The organism is Streptomyces sp. NPDC048590 (genome assembly GCF_043199535.1).
In the GTDB taxonomy this organism is placed as follows: domain Bacteria; phylum Actinomycetota; class Actinomycetes; order Streptomycetales; family Streptomycetaceae; genus Streptomyces.
The window spans coordinates 789,497-806,210 of the sequence record NZ_JBICWC010000003.1 but is presented as its reverse complement, the minus strand read 5'-3'; the positions used below and the strand labels follow the sequence as shown (position 1 = coordinate 806,210).

Genomic DNA, 16,714 nt, shown 5'->3' with positions numbered 1-16,714 from the left:
GCGGTCCGCTACTCCGAGAGCACGGCCTCGGCGTCGAGGGTCACACCGACCGCCTGGATCACCGAAGCGATCTTGACGGCCTCCTGGATCGTCTCGCGGTCGACGCCGGCCTTGCGGAGCACCTGCTCGTGCGAGTCGAGGCACTGGCCGCAGCCGTTGATCGCGGAGACGGCGAGCGACCACAGCTCGAAGTCGACCTTCTCCACGCCCGGGTTGCCGATGACGTTCATCCGCAGGCCCGCACGGAGGTTTCCGTACTCGGGGTCCGACAGCAGGTGCCGGGTGCGGTAGAAGACGTTGTTCATCGCCATGACCGCCGCGGCCGACTTCGCCGCGGTGTACGCCTCGGCGGAGAGGTTGGCCTTGGCCTCGGGCTCCAGCTCGCGCAGCACCTTCGGCGAGCGCGAGGCGATCGCGCAGGCCAGGACGGTGCCCCACAGCTGCTGCTGCGGGAGCTCGCTGTTGCCGATGACCGAGCCGAGGTTCAGCTTCAGGTCCTTGGCGAAGTCAGGTATGGCGGACTTCAGTTCGTTCAGTGCCATGTCGTATCAGCTCACTCGCCGGAGAGGAGGGCGACCGGGTCGAGGGTGTTCTCGCCCTTGGTCCAGTTGCACGGGCAGAGCTCGTCGGTCTGCAGGGCGTCGAGGACCCGCAGGACCTCCTTGGGGTTACGGCCCACGGAACCGGCGGTCACCATCGTGAACTGGATCTCGTTGTTCTGGTCGACGATGAAGACGGCGCGCTGGGCGAACCCGTCCTCGCCCTCGATGCCGAGGTCACGCATGAGCTCGTGCTTCGAGTCGGCCATCATCGGGAACGGCAGGTCGGTCAGGTCCGGGTGGTCCTTGCGCCAGGCGTGGTGCACGAACTCGGAGTCACCGGAGAAGCCCAGAATCTGCGCGTCGCGGTCAGCGAACTCCTCGTTCAGCTTGCCGAAGGCGGCGATCTCGGTCGGGCACACGAAGGTGAAGTCCTTCGGCCACGCGAAGACGACCTTCCACTGACCCTCGTAGGTCTTGTGGTTGATCTGCTCGAACTCCTTGCCGCTCTCCAGCGACACGCAGGCGGTCAGGTCGAACTCGGGGAACTTGTCACCGACAGTGAGCACGCGCACTCCTTGTTGCATAGGAAATCCCTTTTTGGGGGCGTTCCTGGGGGTTGGACTGCCCTCACCCTGGCACAGAGTGCATTGATCGCGGAAATAGCTACACTCGTCCCGGATGATCGGAGGTACCTATCAGTGGCGTACGTGAATCAGGCGAACAGGGTCAAGCAGCCCAGCCTCGCGCAGCTGCGCGCCTTCGCGGCCGTGGCGGAGCATCTGCACTTCCGGGACGCCGCGGCGGCAATCGGGATGAGTCAGCCGGCACTCTCCGGAGCAGTCTCCGCGCTGGAGGTGGCACTCGGTGTCCAGCTGATCGAGCGTACGACGCGCAAGGTGCTGCTGTCGGCGGCCGGGGAGCGGCTCGCGGTCCGCAGCCGGGTCGTGCTGGAGGCCCTCGGTGAACTGATGGAGGAGGCCGAGGCAGTACGGGCGCCGTTCACCGGGATACTCAGGCTCGGTGTGATCCCCACCGTCGCCCCCTACCTCCTGCCCGCCGTCCTCAGGCTCGTCCACGAGCGCTACCCGCACCTGGAGCTCCAGGTGCACGAGGAGCAGACCTCCTCTCTCCTGGAGGGGCTGTCCGCCGGGCGGCTGGACCTGCTGCTGCTCGCCGTGCCGCTCGGGGTCCCCGGAGTCACCGAGCTGCCGCTGTTCGACGAGGACTTCGTCCTCGTCATGGAGAAGCGGCATCAGCTCGCCGGATCCACCCGGCTGCCCCGGGAGGCGCTGCGTGACCTCCCGCTGCTCCTGCTGGACGAGGGGCACTGCCTCCGCGACCAGGCGCTCGACGTCTGCCGGGAGGCCGGCCGCACGCGGGGGGCGCCGGTGACGACGACCGCGGCGGGGCTCTCGACCCTGGTCCAGCTGGTCGCCGGGGGACTCGGGGTGACCCTGCTGCCGCGCACCGCGGTCGCGGTGGAGACGGGGCGCGACGACGCGCTGTCCACCGCCTCCTTCACCGATCCCGCGCCCTCCCGGCGGGTGGCGCTGGCCGTGCGTACGGGCTCGGCGCGGCACGCCGAGTTCGAGGAGTTCGCCGAGGCGCTGCGCGGCGCGATGGCGGCGCTGCCGGTCCGGGTACTCCAGGAGGGGTGAGCGCCCCGGCGCGCTCACCCCTCCCGTCCTCACTCCGCGCGCAGCCCGTCCGGGCGCATCGCACGCCACAGCAGGGGCATCGACAGCAGGGTCACCGCCACCACGAGGGCTCCGCCGGCTCCCGCCAGTGGCACGAACGCGTCCAACCGGGTCACCGTCTTGCCCAGCATCCAGGACATGACGGCACCGAGCCCGGTGCCGCCCACCGCCGCGGCCACGAGTCCGACGACCACGGGCAGCGCGGTCTGCCAGAACACCGACCAGCCGAGGGTGGCACGCCTGGTACCGAAGGCGACCAGGACCGACAGCAGCCGCTTGCGTTCACGGATCTGGGCGAGCTGGGAGATCAGCATCGACGCGGCGATCAGCAGCAGCGTCACCACCGCGCCGATCCGCAGCCCCGTCTGCACGCTCTCGTACTGGCGGTCGCGGGTCGCCGAGGTCAGAGTCGCGACCCGCATCCCGGGGTCGATGCGGGCGGCGGTGTTGCGCACGTACTCGTCGACGTCCGGGACGCTCCTGTCGACCTTGATCAGGGCCACCGTGTGGGCGTGGGGGAGGGCGCGAGGGTCGACGGCCCCGACGGTCGCCATGATGCCCGAGTTGTCGAGGCCGAGCGGGTCGGGCGTGGACATGACGGTCCGGGTGTCCGCCGGCAGGGTCCAGCGCACCGACTTCTCGCCGGGCGCCATGCCGAAGTCCGGGTTGAGCTCGATCTGCTCGCCCTTGCGCGCCGTCTTGTCGACCCAGTCGGACAGCTCCTCGTCACCCCGGGGGTGGACGACGAACACGTCTCCCTCCTTGCAGGAGCCGATCGCGGCCAGCTCCTTCAGGGTGGCGCAGTCGCCGATGCTCAGGGAGCTGGTGGCGGCCGCCTCGTCGTCCGGGTGTGCCTTGGGCGTGGTGACGTACGTCTCGACCGTGCCGATGACGCGCTCCACGCCCCGCGTGGAACGGAACTGCTGGATGGTCCGGGTGGCGGCGTCGCCGCTGACCTTCTCCGAGAAGGTGTGGAACTGGGCGCGCGCGGGGTCCTGGCCCGTCCGCGTCGAGAACTCGTCGCCGACCGCGGCGAACAGCATCTGCAGGGCCACCGCCCCGGCGACCGCCACGGTGATGCCGCTGACCGCTCTGGACGCCGAGGTGCTGGACAGCTGGAGCCGGCGGATCGCGAGCTGCCAGGGCAGCGGGCCGCCGTGCAGCCGGTTCACGACGGCCTCGACGAGCCAGGGCAGCAGCAGGGCAAGACCCAGCAGGACCAGGATCGCTCCGGCCGCCACCGGCAGCGGGTCGGCCGGCCCGAGCCCGCTGACCCGGCCCGTCAGCGCCAGGAGCGCGAAGCCCAGCAGTGGCACCGGCAGGCGCCACCACAGGCGTCGCCGGCGGCTGCCGGCCTCACGGGTGACGCCGAGCGGCTCCACGGCCACCGCGCGCATGGCGACGAGCGTCACGAGCACGGCCGACAGAGGCACCGCGACCGCGACCAGCGCGGCCGACAGCGGCGCGGGTTTCAGGTCGGCGGGAAAGGCGCTGTAGTTCCACACCTCGATGCCGCCGACGAACCTCCGGCTCCCCAGGAAGATCGCCACCCCCGCCAGCAACCCGAGCAGGGAGCCGAACAGCGCCTCGCCTGCCGCGATCCGCCGGGTGGTCGGGATGTCGGTGCCGACGAGGCGGAGGGCGGCGAGCCGCTGGTCGCGTCCGTCGCCGCCGAACCGCACCGCGGTCGCGATGAAGATCGCGACCGGTGCCAGCAGCACCACGCAGATCATGACGACGAGGACGACCAGGAGCGGAGCGAGCGGAGAGCCCCGGGTGTCGTCGCCGTAGCCGGACACCCGGTACCCGCCGGTGGCCTCGGTCAGGGAGCCGCTGCCCACGTAGAAGTACAGCTCGTTCGGGGAGAGCAGCCCGGTGTCGCCGATCGTCGACGTGACGCTGTACGGCAGCCGCTCCTTGAGGAGGGCGCCCTCGGGGGAGGCCAGCAGCCTCTTCAGCGCGGGCGAGGCCGCCATCTCCCCCGGGCCGGGGAACCGCCGGACCCCCGGGGGCAGCACGGGGTGCGCCCCCTCGGCCCGCATCAGGAACCCCCCGACGGTGTGGCTGCGGTACTCCGTCGCCGCGCTCACCCTCAGGACCGTGGAATCGGACTTCGGTATGTCCCCGGCGAGCGATCCCGCCTGTTCCTGGCGGGCCTGGCCGCGCTCGGTGCGCTGGTCCAGCAGGTTCGGCACCGACGAGGCCACCAGCAGCATCGCCACGCCCAGCCCCACCCCGAGGGCGGTGAGCGTGGTCCGTGCCCAGCCCTCCCGGCCGCCGGCGACGGCGAAGCGCATGCCGAGGCCGAGATCGCGCAGCCAGGTCATGAGGCGAACTCCATGTCCCGGCACCGGCCGTCGCGCACGACGACGTCGCGGTCCGAGTACGCGGCGACGCGCGCCTCGTGGGTCACGAGCACCACGGCCGTGCCGGAGGTGCGTGCGGAGTCGGTGAGCAGATCCATGACCCGCTCGCCGTTGAGGGAGTCCAGTGCCCCCGTCGGCTCGTCCGCGAAGACCACCTTGGGAGAGGTGGCCAGGGCGCGTGCCACGGCGACGCGCTGCCCCTGCCCGCCGGACACCTCGCCGGGGCGCTGGGCGTGGAGGTCCTCGACCTCCAGGCGCTCCATCCACTCCCGCGCGGTGCGTTCGGCCCGGGCGCGCCTGACGCCGTTGAGGCGCAGCGGCAGGGCGACGTTCTCCAGGCAGGTCAGTTCGGGGACGAGCCGGCCGAACTGGAAGACGAAGCCGAAGTCGCTGCGGCGCAGGGCGCTGCGCCGGGCGTCGGACATCGCGGACAGCTCCTGCCCCGCGTAGGTCACGGTTCCGGAGTCGGGGGTGACGATCCCGGCGAGACAGTGCAGGAGGGTGGACTTGCCGGAGCCGGAGGGGCCCATGACGGCCACGACCTCACCGGGGTGCACCGAGAACGAGGCGTCGTGGAGAGCGGGGGTCGCTCCGTAGGCCTTGTGGAGCGAGTGGGCGCTGAGCAGGGAGCCGGCGGGGGTCACGGGACGATCACCTCGGCCAGCTTGTCCAGCCGTGCGGCGGTGAGTTCCAGCCACCGGAGGTCTGCCTCGAGGTGGAAGAGCGCGTGGTCGCAGATCAGCTGGTCGGCGAGGTCCCCCTTGCGCTTGCGGTCGGTGAGGACGCGCATCAGGCGCAGGTGCTCGGACCGCTGGGCGTCCAGGAGGCCGGCGGCGCTGCGGCCGGTGAGCAGGGCGAGGACGACCTTCGTGTACAGGGTCGACTGGAGGTACGGCTCGGGCTTCTCGGGCTGTGCGAGCCATGTGGCGACGTCCGTGACGCCGGCGTCGGTGATGGCGTACCGCTTGCGTTCGGGGCCGCCGTCCGTCTCGACGCCGTCGACCTCGACGAGCCCGTTCTTCAGCAGCCGGGACATGGTCGCGTAGACCTGGCCGTAGTGCAGGGGGCGATCCTGCCCGAACTTCTCGTCGAAGGCCCGCTTGAGGTCGTAGCCGTGGCGGGGGCCGGACTCCAGGAGCCCGAGGAGGGTGTGACCGATTGACATGGCTGTGACTGTACACGGTGTGTATAGCTGGAGTGTATAGCGGGTCTCTGCCGGTCATGCGAACGGCCCCGCGCCACCCGTTGCGGGTGGCGCGGGGCCGGGGGAGGCCGGTCAGCCGTGCGGCGGAGGTTGCTCGGGGCGCTCCGGGGTGTCCGGTGGTGCGGCCTTCGGGGGCCGGCCCCTCCGGGGGATCGGGCCCGCCCCGCCCGGCAGCCGCCCCGCCTCCGCCAGTGCGCGACGCAGCAGGAACTCGATCTGCGCGTTGGCGCTGCGCAGCTCGTCCGAGGCCCACCTGGCCAGCGCGTCGTACACGGCCGGATCCAGCCGCAGCAGCATCTGCTTGCGGGCGGAACCCCGCCGGGGTGTCCCGGCGGGAGGAGGGGGCGTGCCGTCCTCGGTCACTGGTAGAGCGTGCCCGTGTTCAGGACCGGCTGCGCCGCGCGGTCGCCGCAGAGCACCACCATCAGATTGCTGACCATGGCGGCCTTCCGCTCCGAGTCGAGCTCGACGATGTCCTGCTCGGCGATCCGGGTCAGTGCCATCTCGACCATGCCGACCGCACCCTCGACGATCTGCTGGCGGGCCGCGACGACAGCGCCCGCCTGCTGGCGCTGGAGCATCGCCGAGGCGATCTCGGGGGCGTAGGCGAGGTGGCTGAAGCGGGACTCGATGATCCGTACGCCCGCCGCCTCCACCCGTGCGGTCAGCTCGGCGGCGAGCTTCTCGGTGATCTCCTCGGCGTTGCCCCGGAGCGAGAGCCCGCCCTCCTCGTGGGCGTCGTAGGGGTACTCGATCGCGATGTGCCGGACGGCTGCCTCGGTCTGGGTGGCGACGAACTCGATGAAGTCGTCCACCTCGAAGAGCGCCTGCGCGGTGTCCTCGACCTTCCAGACGACGATCGCCGCGAGTTCGATCGGGTTGCCGTACGCGTCGTTGACCTTGAGGACGGCCGTCTCGTGGTTGCGGACCCGGGTGGAGATCTTGCGGCTGGAGGTCAGCGGGTTGATCCAGCGCAGGCCGTCCGTGCGGATGGTCCCGACGTAGCGGCCGAAGAGCTGGATGACCCGGGCCTCGCCCGGCGCGACCATCTTCACGCCGGTCATGCAGAAGAACGACGCGATGGCCAGGAGCACCCCGAGGATGATGAGCGTGGCGCCGACGCCGGTGTGCCCGTCGGAGCCCAGAACTCCGCCGACGATGGCCAGGGCCACCCCGGCGAGCACCCCGAAGATGGTCAGCAGGAGCCCGAGGCCACCCGGGATGGAGTGGGCGGTCACCTCTCTGACCTGCGGGGACGGCATCTCGGGTGTGTCAGGTGCGAGATCGGCGCCAGGGCTGTCGGTGCCGGGAAGGCCGTGCGGTGCGGACATGTTTCCCCCGTCTCGTGCGACCGTGCGTCGCGCTAGCAATGTGATTACACATTAATCCATGTCGCAACCCTTCGCAGCCCCCGTGAGTCGGTTCCTTCGGGGGTGGGTGCTGATTCTCACGTCCGGAAAAGGCCGGATCGACTGCCATTTGTCCGAGTGTCCGGTGTTAGCTGGAACGTCTGTCCGGAACGAACCGGAACGGACGAGACGAGCAGAGAACGGGAGCACCGGAGCGATGGGTCGAGCGGATGCACGCCGGGCCGCCAGGAGTGGTGGCATACGCCGGCTCTTCACCTGGCGGAAGATGCTGGGGACGTTCTTCGGGCTCTGCCTGCTCGTGATGGGGGCGTTCGTCGCGCTCTACGCCTTCGTGGACGTACCGAAGGCCAATGCCCAGGCCGAGAAGCAGAGCAACGTCTACAAGTACAGCGACGGCAGCGTCCTGGCCCGCACGGGCTCGGGCGTCAACCGGGAGATCGTCGACCTCGACGTCGTGCCCAAGAAGGTCCAGCACGCCTTCGTCGCCGCCGAGAACAAGTCCTTCTACCGGGACCGGGGCGTCGATCTCAAGGGCACCACCCGCGGCCTGCTCAACACGCTGTCCGGCAAGGGCAAGCAGGGTGGCTCCACCATCACCCAGCAGTACGTGAAGAACTACTACCTCACGCAGGACCAGACGGTCACCCGCAAGCTCAAGGAGCTGGTGATCTCGCTCAAGGTCGACCAGCGCATGGAGAAGGACGACATCCTCGCCGGGTACCTGAACACCGTCTACTACGGCCGGGGCGCCAGTGGCATCCAGGCGGCGGCACAGGCCTACTACGGCGTCGACGCCAAGGATCTCGACACCGCCCAGGGCGCCTATCTCGCGTCCCTGCTCCAGGCCCCCAGCCAGTACGACTGGGCGTACGCCTCGCCCACCGGCAAGAGGCTGGTGAAGGAGCGCTGGGCGTACACCCTGGACAACATGGTCGAGGAGGGCTGGCTGGACCGGGCCGAGCGGGACAAGCTGACCTTCCCGGTGCCGGACGCCCCGAAGGGCACCCCCGGCCTGGACGGGCAGGCCGGCTATCTCGTCGAGGCGGCCAACCAGGAGATGAAGCGCCAGGGGATCACCGAGGAGCAGCGCGAGGCCGGCGGCTGGACGATCACCCTCAACATCGACAAGAAGAAGCAGAAGCAGCTCGAGAAGTCGGTGAAGCGGCAGCTGGAGGACCACCTCGACCGCAAGGGCAACAAGGTCGACGCGACCGTGCAGGCTGGCGCGACCTCGGTGGACCCGAAGACGGGCAAGGTCGTCGCGCTGTACGGCGGTGTCGGTGCCACCGAGCACTACATATCCAACGCCACCCGCCGCGACTACCAGCCCGCCTCCACCTTCAAGCCGCTGGTGCTCGCCTCCGCCCTGGAGAACGAGTCGACCACCCAGAACGGCGACCTGATCGGCCTGAACACGGTCTACGACGGCACCAGCAAGCGCCCGGTCGTCGGCAGCGACACCCCGTTCGCCCCGCAGAACGAGGACGACCGCAGCTACGACGACCCGACCGTCCAGACGGCGATGAACAAGTCGATCAACTCCGTCTTCGCGCAGATGGTCGTCGACGTCGGTCCCGCCGAGGTGAAGAAGACCGCCCTCGGCCTGGGCGTGCCCGACCTGAACTTCCCCGAGCGGCCCGCGATCACCCTCGGCACCATGAACGCCTCGACGTGGGACATGGCCGGGGTCTACGCGACCCTCGACAACCACGGCAAGAAGGTCACCCCGACCATCGTCAAGTCCGCCGAGCACCGCGACCGCACCATGGAGCCCGTCGACGGCATCGGCGGCCAGGTGATCAGCCGGGCCTCCGCGGACACCGTGACCAAGGCCATGACCGGCGTCGTCGACTCCGGCTCCGGCCACGAGGCGAACACCACCGCCTACGACGCGGCCGGCAAGACGGGTACGTCCGAGAACAACAAGGCGGCCCTCTTCACCGGCTACACCCCGGAACTCGCCACCGCGGTGGCCCTCTACGGAGAGTCCCCCAAGGAGGGCGGCGGCCAGGTCAGCCTCACCGGCACGGCCAGCTCGGGCCGGGCCAACGGTGGCGGATTCCCCGCGAAGATCTGGGCGGACTACACCCTCGGCGCCCTCGGCGGCGGCTCGGACGCCACCTTCGACCTCCAGGGCGTGGAGCGCGGCGAGACCCCGGTGACCGAGACCCCCTCGACCACCCCGTCCGAGACGGAGGAGCCTTCCGAGACCCCGTCCGAGGAGCCCGAGGAGCCCTCCGAGTCGCCGAGCGGGACGCCGAGCGAGGAGGCTCCGTCGCAGACGCCGAGCGAGACCCCCTCGTCGACCCCGAGCGGGACGCCCGGCACCACGCAGGAGCCAGGTGAGGGCGAGCAGCTCCCGGGATGGCCCGGCGGGGACGCGGTCCCCGGGCAGTGACCACGGGTGAGGGGCGGTACCGGCCGGTACCGCCCCTCACCCGTGTCCTGCGTCAGCCGCCGTCGACCTTCTTGGCGACGCGGTCACCGAGGTCCTTGTCCACGTTGCGCCAGTACTGCAGCGCCCGCGCCAGGACCGGCTTGCTCACACCGTCCAGCAGATGGCCGGAGATGTTGCCGACGAGCCGCAAACGGGCCGCGTCGTCCATCACCTCGCGCACCAGGGTGCCGGGCTGGCCCCAGTCGTCGTCCTCGCTGCGCAGCTTGTACGCCTCGTGGACCATCTCGCCCGCCGTCGCCCAGCCCGCGGGGTCGCCGAAGCGCTCGGTGTCCGCCGCGGGGCCGCCGTACGAGTTCGGCGCGTAGACGGCACCGGTGCGGGACGGCTCGTACCGCATGGGCCCGTCCTTCGCGTACGAGTGGACCGGCGAACGCGGCCGGTTCGGCGGGAGCTGGAGATAGTTCGGGCCGATCCGGTACCGGTGGGTGTCCGGGTACGAGAAGAGCCGGCCGAGCAGCATCTTGTCGGGCGAGGGACCGATGCCGGGCACCATGTTCGACGGCTCGAAGGAGGCCTGCTCGATGTGGACGAAGAAGTCCTCCGGATTCTTGTTCAGCGTCATCCGGCCGACCTCGATCAGCGGGTAGTCGCCCTGGGGCCACACCTTGGTCAGGTCGAACGGGTTGAAGCGGTAGTCCGGAGCGTCCTCGAACGGCATGATCTGGACCTTCAGGGTCCAGCTCGGGAAGTCGCCGCGGCCGATCGAGTCGAACAGGTCGCGGCGGTGGACGTCGCCGTCCTTGCCGGCCATGGCGTCGGCCTCGTCCTGGGTGTAGAAGTCGATGCCCTGATCGGTCTTGAAGTGGTACTTCACCCAGAACCGCTCACCGCCCGCGTTCACCCACATGTAGGTGTGCGAGCTGTAGCCGTTCATGTGGCGGTACGTCTTCGGGATGCCCCGGTCACCCATCAGCCAGGTGACCTGGTGGGCGGACTCCGGCGACAGCGTCCAGAAGTCCCACTGCATGTCGTGGTCGCGTACCCCGCTGTCGGGGCGGCGCTTCTGGGAACGGATGAAGTCCTGGAACTTCATCGGGTCACGGACGAAGAAGACCGGCGTGTTGTTGCCGACCATGTCGTAGTTGCCGTGCTCGGTGTAGAACTTCAGCGCGAACCCACGGGGGTCGCGCCAGGTGTCGGGCGAACCCTGCTCCCCGGCCACCGTGGAGAAACGGGCCAGCATCTCGGTGCGCCTGCCCGGCTGGAAGAGATCGGCCTTGGTGAACTGACTGACGTCATTCGTCACTTCGAAGATGCCGTACGCACCGGAACCCTTGGCATGGACCACCCGCTCAGGCACCCGTTCACGGTTGAACTGGGCCATCTTCTCGATGAGGTAGTGGTCCTGCAGCAGGATCGGGCCGTCCGGGCCGACGGTGAGCGAATGCTCGTCGCTCTCCACCGGGATCCCGGCACTGTTCGTGGTGTACGGAACCTTCCTGGCTTCCTCGGTCACGAGCGTCCTCCCGTCGGTGTGGGGTTTCGGTCAGGTCGCTTCGTTCACCCATGCAGTCAACTCCGCCGACAAGGTGTCGGCAACACGGGAAGGGGAGGGGCCGGTGCGAATCCGGAGGATGCGGGCACCGGTGATGCCCTCTCGAAGCCTGATCGACGCCTGCCGGAGCAGGCCGGCGGACTGTCCGCGTACCGCCCGCCTACCCGCGCGCGGCCCGCCGATGCCCGTCGGCTCAGGGGGTGCTCATCTCGAACCAGACCACCTTGCCCGTCGAAAGCCGGGTGGCTCCCCACCGCCGGGCCAGCCGGTTCACCAGGAACAGTCCTCGTCCGCCCTCGTCCGTCTCCCGCGCCCGCCGCTGCCTCGGCAGCTGCGGAGAGTCGTCACCGACCTCGCACCGCAGCGTGTCCGTACGCAGCAGCCGCAGGGTCACCGGCCGCTCCGCGTAGCGGACCGCGTTGGTCACCACCTCGCTGACCAGGAGCTCGACCTCCTCCGAGAGGCTGTCCAGACCCCACCGGCTCAGCGCCCTGCGCGCCAGCCTGCGGGCCCGCCCCGGGGCCGCGTCCTCCGGTTCCAGGAACCAGTACGCGACGTCGCTCGGCGCGATCCCGTCGAAGCGCGCCGCGAGCAGGGCGATGTCGTCGTCGCGGTCGCCCGGGCCGAGCATGTCCAGCACGTCGTCGCAGAGCGCCTCCAGCGGAGGCGAGTGGTCCGGCCCGGTCAGCTGGGCGGTCGCGGCGAGCCGCTCCCGCAGGATCTCGATGCCCGTCCACACGTCCCGCATCCGCGACTCGACCAGCCCGTCGGTGTACAGCAGGAGGGTGGCCCCGGCGGGCGCGTCCAGCTCGACGGCCTCGAAGTCGACCCCGCCCACGCCGATCGGAGCGCCCGGCGGCACCCGGAGGACCTCGGCCCGGCCGCCCAGATGGAGAAGGACGGGCGGCGGGTGGCCGGCGTTCGCGACGGTGATGCGGTGCGCGACCGGGTCGTACACCGCGTAGAGGCACGTCGCCATGCGGTCGCTGCCGAGCCGCTGTGCCTGCTCGTCCAGATGGTGCAGGACCTCCTGCGGCGGCAGGTCGAGCCCGGCCAGCGTCTGGGCGGTGGTGCGCAGCTGGCCCATGATCGCTGCGGAGGTCATGGAATGACCCATCACGTCCCCGACGACCAGGGCGACCCGGCTCCCGGGCAGCGGGATCGCGTCGTACCAGTCGCCGCCGACCCGGGCCGTCTCGGCGGCGGGCAGGTAGCGCGAGGCCAGGCGCACCCCGGTGGGCTGCGGCAGGGAGTCGGGCAGCATCGTGCGCTGGAGCTCGTCCGCGATGTACGCCTCGCGGCCGTACAGCACGGCCTTGTCGATCCCGAGGGCGGTGTGTGTGGCCAGCTGGGCCGCCACCAGCAGGTCGTCGGCCTCGAAGGGCGGACGGTCGGCACCGCGCAGGAAGACGGCGGCACCGATCACCCTGCGGCGCCCCCGCAGCGGCGCCAGGATCGCGCGGTGCCCGCTCGGCACGGTCCGGCCCGGTCCCAGCAGCTCGGGCAGGGCGACGCGGGCCGCGGCGGCGTCGCCGAAGACCGGGCGCACCCCGCGCAGCACCTCGTCGAGCGCGCCGCCCGTCACGACCTCGCACAGCTCGGCGGCAGGCAGGAGCCCGGCCGGCTGATCGCTCACCGGCAGCCGCAGCCGGTCGCCCTCCGGCCCGCTCTCGCTCTCCTCCTCCGGCGTCCTCAGCCGGTCGGTGCGGCGCAGCCTCAGGACGAAGGGAACGACCGGCCGCTCGTCGCCCACCGGAAGCGGATCACGGAGGTAGACGAGTATGGCGTCGGAGAACGTAGGCACACTCGCCCGGCACAGACCCAGCACGATCTCGTCCAGGTCCATGCCCCGGGCGATGCGGCGGGTCGCCGCTCCGACGAAGCGCAGCCGGTCGCCCTCCCGGGTGACCGTCTGGGTGTCCGCCACGGGCCTGCCGGCCGCGGCGCCGGGCGCCGGGGCGGGCAGGGAGTTCGGGACCGGGGAAGGGCCGGGGATCGCGGCGGCGGTGGCGGGCGCCTCCTGCTGCCGCGGCCGGGCGCGTTCCTGAGGCCGGGCAGTCAGCGGCTGCCGGCCTTCGTGGGAGGTGGGATGCTCCGTCACGCGTGGGATTCCGTCCGTCCGGGCCGGTTGTATGAGGCGGGCGCAGTCACCTCGGGGCGTCGCGCCACTGTGCCCCGGCGAGAGCGGTGAGAACAACGGCTGTCACCGGATGCCCCCTGGGAAGGGGCCGAAACCGTACGGCCGTCCGGGGGCCCCGTGTCGGGTCTTCCCGTGGCCGGGCAGCGGACAGCGAACATGTCTCCACCCCCTCGTCGTGGTTCTCGTAGTGGTCCGGGCAGCCGCACGCCCGCCCGGCCCGCGGGCCGTGTGACGCGTGCGACCTGTGTGGTGACTGTCGGTCAGACCCTTGGCTGGATACGGCGGTTGCGGCGCATCGGTCCGGAGGAGCGGTTCATGGGGGGTGATCCTACGTTTACCCCCCTGGGGTGCGACAAGGGTCTCACGACCGTGTGGGGGCGGGTGTGCGGTCCCAGTCATCCGGCAGCGGCGGGACCTGCCACCCGGAGTCCGGCCGCCAGTGCTCCCAGCCGTCGCTGAAGGGCGCGCCCCAGCGCTGGATCACCTCGACCGCCGCCAGCCCGGCCTCGCGCACCCGCCGCGCGGTGGCCGCGTCCATCAGTCCGACCCGCTGGGCCTGGGCGAACTCGTCCTCGTCCAGCCACTCCCAGCTGTGGTCGGGGCGTACGGAGATGTCCAGGAAGTGGTCCTGCGAGTCGACGCCCCCCTCCCAGCGTGAGTGGGGCTCCTCGAGGTTGACGTACCAGTTGCGGAAGAGCCAGCCCCGGTCCCAGAACAGCCACACCGACCAGGGGTCACCGGGCCGGGCCAGCTTCAGCACACCCGAGCCGAACCACCGCGAGCGCACCGTCGTCCGGGGCCGGGTGTAGCGGGTGGCGAGCGGCTCGGCGTGCACCTGCGTCCCGTCGGCCAGCACCGGTCTCACGCACTCGGTGCCGGACGCCATCCAGACCGCCAGCAGATCCTCGGTGTCCTGGACGACGGTGACCGGCCGGCAGATGTGCACCGCGTGCCCGCCGTCCGAGGACCGCTCGTTGGCCCGGTAGCGCCACAGAATCCGGTCCCCGGGCGCCCATCGCGCACCGTCCCCCGCACCCGCCCCGGTGCCTGCTCCCGTACCCGCGTCCGTCGCTGTCATGAAGAGATCTTAGAGACGCGCGGGGCGAAGAGGTGATCCACTCCTCAAGGACGGGTCATACGCAACACGTCCAGGGCCTCGTCCAGCTGCTCCCGCGTCAGGTCGCCCCGCTCGACGTACCCGCCGGCCAGGACCGTCTCCCTGATCGTGGTGCCTTCGGCAAGGGACTTCTTGGCCACCTTCGCGGCCTCCTCGTAGCCGATGTACTTGTTCAGCGGGGTCACGACCGACGGCGAGGACTCCGCGTAGCGCCGGGCCCGCTCGACGTCGGCGGTGATGCCGTCCACCGTGCGGTCCGCGAGCAGCCGGGAGGCGTTGGTGAGCAGCCGCACCGACTCGAGGAGGTTCTTCGCGATGACCGGGAGCATCACGTTGAGCTCGAAGTTCCCGGCCGCGCCGGCGGCGGCGACCGTGGCGTCGTTGCCCGTCACCTGCGCCGCGACCATCAGTACCGCCTCGGGGATGACCGGGTTGACCTTGCCCGGCATGATCGACGACCCGGGCTGCAGGTCGGGCAGGCTGATCTCGGCCAGCCCGGTGCGGGGCCCGGAGGCCATCCAGCGCAGGTCGTTGGAGATCTTGGTGAGCGAGACCGCGACGGTACGCAGCTGCCCCGACGCCTCGACCAGCCCGTCCCTGGCCCCCTGCGCCTCGAAGTGGTTGCGCGCCTCGGTCAGCGGAAGCCCCGTCGTACGGGCCACCTCCGCGATCACCGCCGCGGAGAAGCCGGGCGGGGTGTTGATCCCGGTCCCCACCGCCGTGCCGCCCAGGGGCAGTTCGGCCAGACGCGGGATCGAGGACCGCAGCCGCTCCACGCCGTTGCGGATCTGCGCCGCGTAGCCCCCGAACTCCTGGCCCAGCGTCACCGGGGTGGCGTCCATCAGATGGGTGCGGCCCGACTTCACGACGTCCGCGAACTCGGCCGATTTCCGTTCCAGGGCCGCGGCCAGGTGTTCGAGCGCGGGGATCAGGTCGGTGGTGACGGCCGCCGTCGCGGCGATGTGGATCGACGAGGGGAAGACGTCGTTCGACGACTGCGAGGCGTTGACGTGGTCGTTGGGGTGCACCTCGCGTCCGAGCCGCTCGGCGGCGAGCGTGGCCACGACCTCGTTGGTGTTCATGTTGGACGACGTGCCGGAACCCGTCTGGAAGACGTCGACGGGGAAGTGCTCGTCCCAGCGCCCCTCGGCCACCTCGGCCGCTGCCTCCTGGATCGCGGCCGCGATGTCCGGATCCAGCACCTTCAGTTCCGCGTTGACCTTCGCGGCCGCGGCCTTGATCCGGGCCAGCGCCTCGATGTGGGCCCGCTCCAGCCGCTGCCCCGAGACCGGGAAGTTCTCCACCGCCCGCTGCGTCTGCGCCCGCCACTTGGCGTACGCGGGGACCCTCACCTCGCCCATCGAGTCGTGCTCGACGCGGTACGCCGTTCCGCCGGCGGTTTCGTCCATGGTGTTCAGACCTCCTGATGCGATGAGCACGTGCGGTGTTCCCCGTATTCCCCGGAGACCGCCCGCTCTCCCGGACACCGCACTGCCTGGCCGCCTCCGCCGGAACATACCGGGAGAGGAGGCCGGCCCGCCCGACACCCGGAGCGGGCGCCGGGGACGCGCCCGCTCCTGAAGCCGGCCGCGTCAGTTGCAGGGGAACACGTAGTCGCTCGCGTAGTTGATGAAGAGGCTGCTGGACGAGGTGCCCATCTTCGCCGTCACCTTGGCGCAGGCGATGCTCGAGACGTAGACGGGGCCGGCGTACTGCGAGAAGTTCCCCGTGTCGGTGTCGCAGCCCGTTCCGTCGACCTTGCAGACCTTCAGGGACATGTAGCGGGAGGCGCCGACGTTGTTGTCCATGATCGCGCACCCCTTGCCCCCGTTGGTGTACGAGAACAGGGTGGCCAGGCGCATGCCGGGATCGGTGCCCTCGGGCAGCGGTATCGCCTTGTTCAACGCGTATCCGGTGCCGCACACCGTCGCGGCGGCGGCCGCCGCCTGGGGGTCCTGCCGGGCCAGGGTTCTGGTGAGGGAATCGGCCTTCGCGGAGATGGTCACCTCGGGCCGGTCGGCGGCGACGGCCTGGGGCGCACTGAGCGCCGCGGAGGCGAGGGCGGCGACGGCGAGGGCCGTGCGGACGACTGCTGCGGATCGGGACATGGCTGAGCACGCTTTCTGCCGGAACGGGTGTGTGCCCGGCAGCCTGGAGGCGTTCCGAGCGCCATCAATCTAGGTGCGGCCTGCACAGGAAACCGTGAGTGCGGCGATCTCTGGCGCGAACTCGTCCTGCCCGCCGCGGCAGCCGCGCCCGGGCGCCCTTCCGTCCGATGCCGCCGCACTCGGGGCCGGAGAACGAGGCCGCGCGGGTGGCCGGAAC

14 protein-coding genes are annotated in these 16,714 nt (G+C 70.9%); 2 read left to right on the top strand and 12 right to left on the bottom strand.

Translation table 11 applies throughout. The annotated features are described in order from the left end of the window. Nucleotides 1-8: 8 nt before the first annotated feature. Nucleotides 9-542, bottom strand: a complete 534-nt coding sequence (locus tag ACGFNN_RS11925; protein WP_362539048.1) for an alkyl hydroperoxide reductase — start codon at nucleotides 540-542, stop codon at nucleotides 9-11. A gap of 11 nt (nucleotides 543-553) precedes the next feature. Beyond that, complete coding sequence (locus ACGFNN_RS11920; protein WP_362539050.1) at nucleotides 554-1,108, bottom strand: peroxiredoxin; 555 nt, start codon at nucleotides 1,106-1,108, stop codon at nucleotides 554-556. 132 nt (nucleotides 1,109-1,240) lie between these two features. Between ACGFNN_RS11920 and ACGFNN_RS11915 the strand changes: the two genes are divergently transcribed. After that, the gene (locus tag ACGFNN_RS11915) at nucleotides 1,241-2,200 is read left to right on the top strand and encodes a hydrogen peroxide-inducible genes activator (RefSeq protein WP_393554978.1); all 960 of its coding nucleotides are present in this window, start codon (nucleotides 1,241-1,243) and stop codon (nucleotides 2,198-2,200) included. Nucleotides 2,201-2,229: 29 nt separating this feature from the next. Here the strand turns inward: ACGFNN_RS11915 and ACGFNN_RS11910 are convergent, their stop codons facing one another. From ACGFNN_RS11910 to ACGFNN_RS11890, 5 genes are all read right to left on the bottom strand, one after another. Then, nucleotides 2,230-4,566 carry an ABC transporter permease gene (locus tag ACGFNN_RS11910; RefSeq protein WP_393554976.1) on the bottom strand — a complete coding sequence of 779 codons (2,337 nt, stop codon included), beginning with the start codon at nucleotides 4,564-4,566 and terminating at the stop codon, nucleotides 2,230-2,232. Further along, nucleotides 4,563-5,249 (bottom strand): ABC transporter ATP-binding protein, encoded by a 687-nt coding sequence (locus tag ACGFNN_RS11905; protein WP_393554974.1) that lies wholly within the window; start codon nucleotides 5,247-5,249, stop codon nucleotides 4,563-4,565. Before ACGFNN_RS11905 ends, ACGFNN_RS11910 begins: the two co-directional genes overlap by 4 nt. Continuing rightward, entirely contained in the window at nucleotides 5,246-5,770 is a 525-nt protein-coding gene (locus ACGFNN_RS11900) for a PadR family transcriptional regulator (protein ID WP_393554972.1), read from the bottom strand. Before ACGFNN_RS11900 ends, ACGFNN_RS11905 begins: the two co-directional genes overlap by 4 nt. A 111-nt stretch (nucleotides 5,771-5,881) precedes the next feature. Next, on the bottom strand, nucleotides 5,882-6,172 hold the full coding sequence (locus ACGFNN_RS11895; RefSeq protein ID WP_393554970.1) for a hypothetical protein: 291 nt from the start codon (nucleotides 6,170-6,172) through the stop codon (nucleotides 5,882-5,884). Further along, nucleotides 6,169-7,140: an SPFH domain-containing protein gene (locus tag ACGFNN_RS11890; protein ID WP_393554968.1), complete on the bottom strand. Its 972-nt coding sequence runs from the start codon at nucleotides 7,138-7,140 to the stop codon at nucleotides 6,169-6,171. Before ACGFNN_RS11890 ends, ACGFNN_RS11895 begins: the two co-directional genes overlap by 4 nt. A 235-nt stretch (nucleotides 7,141-7,375) precedes the next feature. Between ACGFNN_RS11890 and ACGFNN_RS11885 the strand changes: the two genes are divergently transcribed. Beyond that, nucleotides 7,376-9,577: a transglycosylase domain-containing protein gene (locus tag ACGFNN_RS11885; RefSeq protein ID WP_393554966.1), complete on the top strand. Its 2,202-nt coding sequence runs from the start codon at nucleotides 7,376-7,378 to the stop codon at nucleotides 9,575-9,577. Between the two features lie 52 nt (nucleotides 9,578-9,629). Here ACGFNN_RS11885 and ACGFNN_RS11880 read toward each other — a convergent pair whose 3' ends face one another. From ACGFNN_RS11880 to ACGFNN_RS11860, 5 genes are all read right to left on the bottom strand, one after another. Beyond that, nucleotides 9,630-11,093: a catalase gene (locus tag ACGFNN_RS11880; RefSeq protein WP_393554964.1), complete on the bottom strand. Its 1,464-nt coding sequence runs from the start codon at nucleotides 11,091-11,093 to the stop codon at nucleotides 9,630-9,632. A gap of 232 nt (nucleotides 11,094-11,325) precedes the next feature. Then, on the bottom strand, nucleotides 11,326-13,233 hold the full coding sequence (locus ACGFNN_RS11875; protein ID WP_393554962.1) for a SpoIIE family protein phosphatase: 1,908 nt from the start codon (nucleotides 13,231-13,233) through the stop codon (nucleotides 11,326-11,328). Between the two features lie 400 nt (nucleotides 13,234-13,633). Next, nucleotides 13,634-14,350, bottom strand: a complete 717-nt coding sequence (locus ACGFNN_RS11870; RefSeq protein WP_393554960.1) for a DUF402 domain-containing protein — start codon at nucleotides 14,348-14,350, stop codon at nucleotides 13,634-13,636. 44 nt (nucleotides 14,351-14,394) lie between these two features. Next, entirely contained in the window at nucleotides 14,395-15,798 is a 1,404-nt protein-coding gene (locus tag ACGFNN_RS11865) for a class II fumarate hydratase (RefSeq protein WP_393554958.1), read from the bottom strand. A 183-nt stretch (nucleotides 15,799-15,981) separates the two neighbouring features. Continuing rightward, nucleotides 15,982-16,497, bottom strand: coding sequence for a hypothetical protein (locus tag ACGFNN_RS11860; RefSeq protein ID WP_393554956.1), 516 nt, complete (start codon nucleotides 16,495-16,497; stop codon nucleotides 15,982-15,984). Nucleotides 16,498-16,714 lie beyond the last annotated feature (217 nt).